The sequence below is a fragment of the Sphingomonas bacterium genome (genome assembly GCF_903644135.1).
Taxonomy (GTDB): Bacteria; Pseudomonadota; Alphaproteobacteria; order Sphingomonadales; family Sphingomonadaceae; genus Sphingomonas.
Genome location: NZ_CAHJXA010000253.1, coordinates 1 through 4,182 on the forward strand (window position 1 = coordinate 1; position 4,182 = coordinate 4,182).

Sequence of the window (4,182 nt, forward strand, 5' to 3'; positions counted from 1 at the left end):
CGGCCATGGCCCGGCCGGTCCGGCACGACCAGCTGCCAGCCCTCGCTTGCCAGTACCTGCTGCGCGGCGAAGTGCCCGTCGCCGCCGACCCGGCTACCCTGCGCACTGCCGTGCACCAGGACGACCTTCGGCCCCGAATGGCCCCACTGCGTCAGGTAGATGTGGTCAAGGCTGGTCATGGCGTCGCTATACCTAGAATTTGACCGACGCGCGTGCGCCATAGGTGCGCGGTGCCGTCGAGCCGCCGACCAGCGCGTTGGACAGCGGATGCGTCGTCGCGAAGTTCAGGATGCGATGATCCTCGATATTGCGGACGAAGCCGGCGATCGACCAGCGATCGCTCGCCGGGCCGAACGACAGCTGCGCGTTGGTCGTCCAGGTCGACCCGACCCGCTGCCCGGGAAGGTACTCGAACCCCACCGTGCGGCTGGTTTTGTACTGGGTGTCGCCACCGGCGACGACCTTGTAGTCGCCGAGCGGGACGGTCTGCTGCGCGGCGAGGTTCACCGTCCACTTGGGCGAGTTGTAAGCCTGCTTGCCCGCGCAATCGACATTGTAGAAGGCCGGGTTCGCCGCCAGCGCGAAGCTGCAGCCGGTCAGCGGTGCCCCGGTCGCGCTGCCCTGCTGATAGGTGAACGCCCGGTTGCGCGCGTCCAGATACTGGACGTCGGTGCTGACCAGGGTGTTCCTGGTCACCAGCACCCGGCCCTCGACCTCGACCCCCTTGATCCGCGAGGTGCCGATGTTCTGGATGAACTGCGCGGTGCGGCCGCTGAGGTCGAGCCCCAGATGCGAGACCTGCTGGTTGGTGTAGTCCCACCAGAACCCCTCGACGTTCAGCTGGACACGGTTGTCGAGGAAGCGGTTCTTGATGCCGACGGTATAGGCGGTGATCAGCTCGGGTTGATAGGTCTCGAATCCCTGCGCGGCGGAGAAGCCGCCCGAGCGGTAGCCCGACTCGACCGTCGCGTAGAGCAGCGAGCGGGGCGCGAGGTCGAACTCGACGCCGCCATGATAGGTGACGCGGTCGTTGGTCAGGTGGTTGTCGTAGCGGGTGTCGGTCCGCACGATGATCGCGCCCGAGGTTCCCTGCGGGATCGGCACGGGGCCGGCCGGGACAGCGAAGGGCACCTGCGCGATGGTGTCGACGGTGGTGAAGAGCCGCGCGGTGGGGCAGGTGGGCACGCCCATCACCCGCACGTTGCAGACCAGGTTGAGCGCGGTAGTGGCACCGACGAAGCTCTTGATGTCCTTGGAATAGCGCACGCCGCCGACCACGCGCAGCCGATCGGACAGGTGCGCGGTCACGCGCGCGAACGGCGCGAACGATCGGGTGCGATAGGTCTGGTCGAGGAAGTTCTCCGCCGCCGACAGGTTCAGCGCCGTCAGGTTGTGAACCGAGTCGTCGTAGAAATAGCCGCCCAGCGTATAGTCGAAGATGCCGATCCGGTTGCCGGCGAAGCGGCCCTCGACGCTGAACTGCTGATCCTTCTCGCGATTGCGGTAGGGGAACGACGCCGCCTCGGCCAGATAGTCGAGCGTTGCGTAACGCCAAGCGGGGATGATCGTGAAGGTGCCGGCGCTCGTCTCGTAATCGACCTGCGCGTTGACGCCGTAGAAGTTGTTGCGCTGGAACGGATAGGGCGACAGGCCGTCGAGGCGGCGGCCGGCGACCGGGACGAAGATCGTCGAGCGATAGGCCTGCGCCGCCGGGGTGTAGAGACCCTCGCCGAGCGACAGCCCCGACAGCACCGTGGCGTACCGGCCGGCGACCGGGTTGAGATTGTAGTTGCTGACGTACGACACGCCCTGGCCGATGCCGCCGGCATGGCTGTAGTCGCCAGCGACGCGCACCGTCAGCGCCGGGGTGATCTTCCCCTTCATCTGCACGCGCAGCGACGTCGTCCGGTCGTCGGAGGTGCCGTCGCTCAGATAGCCGTCATGCTGCGAGGTGCTTGCCGAGACGCGCACCGCCCCGTCCTGGCCGAGCGGCAGGTTGATCGCGCCTTCCGCCACCACCGCGCTGTAGTTGCCGTAGCTTGCGGAGGCATAGCCGGACAGCTCGCCGAGCTTGGGCTGGGTCGGGACCAGGTTGATCGCGCCGCCGGTCGCGTTGCGGCCATAGAGCGTGCCCTGCGGCCCCTTCAGCACCTCGATCCGGTCGAGGTCGAAGAACAGGCCGTTGGTCGAGGTCGGCCGGCCGACATAGACGCCGTCATAGTTGAACGCGATCGCCGGGTCGCTGTTGGGCGTCAGCGTGAAGTTGCCGACGCCGCGCAGGAAGATGAGGTTGCCGGTGCTCGACGGCTCGATCGTCAGCGCCGGGGCGAGTTCGCCGAGCCGGCCGGGCTGGGTGATGCCGGCGGCGACCAGGTCGGAACCCTGGACGACGCTGACCGCGACCGCCGCGCGCTGCAGGTTCTCGGAGCGGCGCTGCGCCGTGACGATGATGTCGCCGAGCCCTTCCTGGCCCGGCGTCGCATTGGCCGAAGCCGCCTCCGCCGATCCGGCCGATGGCTGGGCCAGCGGCGTTGCCTGCGCGGTGGGATCAGTGGCGGTCGCGGGGGCGGGCGGCACCTGCGCATAGGCCGCGACCGGGGTAACAAGCACGAGTCCGGCCGAGCCGAGCAGCTTCCAACGCATCTTCCGTCTCCCTCTTCATTCTATCCTCGCGATCTGCCGTCGCGACTTTCTGACGATATGTTCGGAAACTAACGGCGACGGCTGCCGCTTGTCAAGCCGGTCGTGCGGCCGCGGACGGGCTTGCAATCGGCGGCGGAAGTCCCGCACATGGCGTCCATGCGCGACGACGGCCGCACCTCATGACCAAATCGGGCGCGGCGCGGGCGATCGCGATCGAGCCGGAGCCGGTCTCGTTGGAGACGACGGAAGCTCGCCCCAAGGTCGGGCGACCGGTCACGGCGCGGGCGAAGCTGCTCGACGCGGGTTACCGCATCATGGGGCGCAAGGGCCTGGACGCGAGCACGCTGGCCGAAATCATCGCCGAGGCGGGCGTCGGCGTCGGCTCCTTCTACAAGCATTTTCCGGCCAAGGAGGATCTGGCCAGGGCGGTGTTCATGGACCGGGCCGACCGGTTCGGCCTGTCGCTGGAAACGACGGCGACGCGCAGCGCCAACGCCGCCGCCGCCGCCTGTTTCGCGTTCCGCCGCTTCATCGAGGAGGCCGAGCAGGACGCGCTATGGGCGGCGTTCATGACCCAGCTGGAACCGGCCATGCCGATGGTGTCCGACCTGCTGCGCGGCCATGCCCGCGCCGGGCTCCACGACGGCGTCGCCAGCGGTCAGCTGAAGATCGACGACATGGAAGCTGGGATCACCGCCATCGGCGCGTTGATCCAGGCTTTCGTCAAGGCGCGGCTGAGCGGCCAGCTTACCTCCGACGGAGCGCATCGCGCATCGCTCTTCGCGTTGCGCATGTTCGGCGTCGCCGAGGAGGAGGCGGTGCGCCTGTCGCAACTGCCGATGGAGGCATTGAGGCGCGAGGTCGATCAACGCTGAGCGGACCTTGGCAGGGGCGGTGAAGTGCTTCCTGCGCCGCCCAAGCCCGGCGATGGACTTGTCGGGAGGATTGTTTTGCCGGCACAGTGGCGAACGATGTCATCGGCCCTGCTTGCGCTTCTCGCCGCTATCGCGCCGGTCGCCGCGCATGAGCCGATCGCGCTGGCGCGGCCACGGCCGGTCGCTCGCGGGCTGGCCGCCTATCCGCGGATCGCTCGACCGGCGGATGACGCACAACGCCGGATCAACACCGCGCTGGACCGCCTCGATGCGCGCGCCGGGGCAGCCATGCGCGAGTGCCGCCGCGACGCAGGCCGGCGCGGGGGCGGCTTGGAGCGGGAAGTGGACGCCACCATGCGCGGGCCAGAGTTCCTGAGCTTCCTCGTCGCCGACGACGCGGACTGCGGCGGCAACCATCCCTATGCGAGCCATTTTGCGATCGTGTACGACCTGCGCTCGGGCAGGCCGGTGGACTGGGCGGGGCTGTTGCCGCCCCGGCTGCTCGGCACGCAGACGCTGGCCGAGGGCGCGGATCGCGTGCGCACGGTGAGGCTCGCCGCGCCGCGGCTCTGGGCGCTGTACCGGGCGGGCTATGATCACGGCGCGCCGGACCCAGAGGAGAACCAGGACTGCCGGAACGCCATCGCAGCGGAGAGCGCTGGCG

3 protein-coding genes are annotated in these 4,182 nt (G+C 68.8%); 2 read left to right on the forward strand and 1 reads right to left on the reverse strand.

Annotation, left to right across the window (positions count from 1 at the left end):
• Window positions 1–192 precede the first annotated feature (192 nt).
• The gene (locus tag HUU96_RS12255; protein WP_174293058.1) at window positions 193–2,643 is read right to left on the reverse strand and encodes a TonB-dependent receptor; all 2,451 of its coding nucleotides are present in this window, start codon (window positions 2,641–2,643) and stop codon (window positions 193–195) included.
• A 179-nt stretch (window positions 2,644–2,822) separates the two neighbouring features.
• On the opposite strand from HUU96_RS12255, the gene HUU96_RS12260 reads away from it, so the two are divergent.
• Together HUU96_RS12260 and HUU96_RS12265 are read left to right on the forward strand one after the other, a co-directional pair.
• On the forward strand, window positions 2,823–3,518 hold the full coding sequence (locus HUU96_RS12260) for a TetR/AcrR family transcriptional regulator (protein WP_174293059.1): 696 nt from the start codon (window positions 2,823–2,825) through the stop codon (window positions 3,516–3,518).
• 96 nt (window positions 3,519–3,614) lie between these two features.
• A partial coding sequence (locus tag HUU96_RS12265) for a hypothetical protein (RefSeq protein WP_174293060.1) occupies window positions 3,615–4,182 on the forward strand: 568 nt, incomplete at its 3' end.

Coding starts and splice junctions, on each gene's coding strand:
- HUU96_RS12255 (WP_174293058.1), bottom strand. CDS start 2,643: ATGCGTTGGAAGCTGCTCGGCTCGGCCGGACTCGTGCTTGTTACCCCG.
- HUU96_RS12260 (WP_174293059.1), top strand. CDS start 2,823: ATGACCAAATCGGGCGCGGCGCGGGCGATCGCGATCGAGCCGGAGCCG.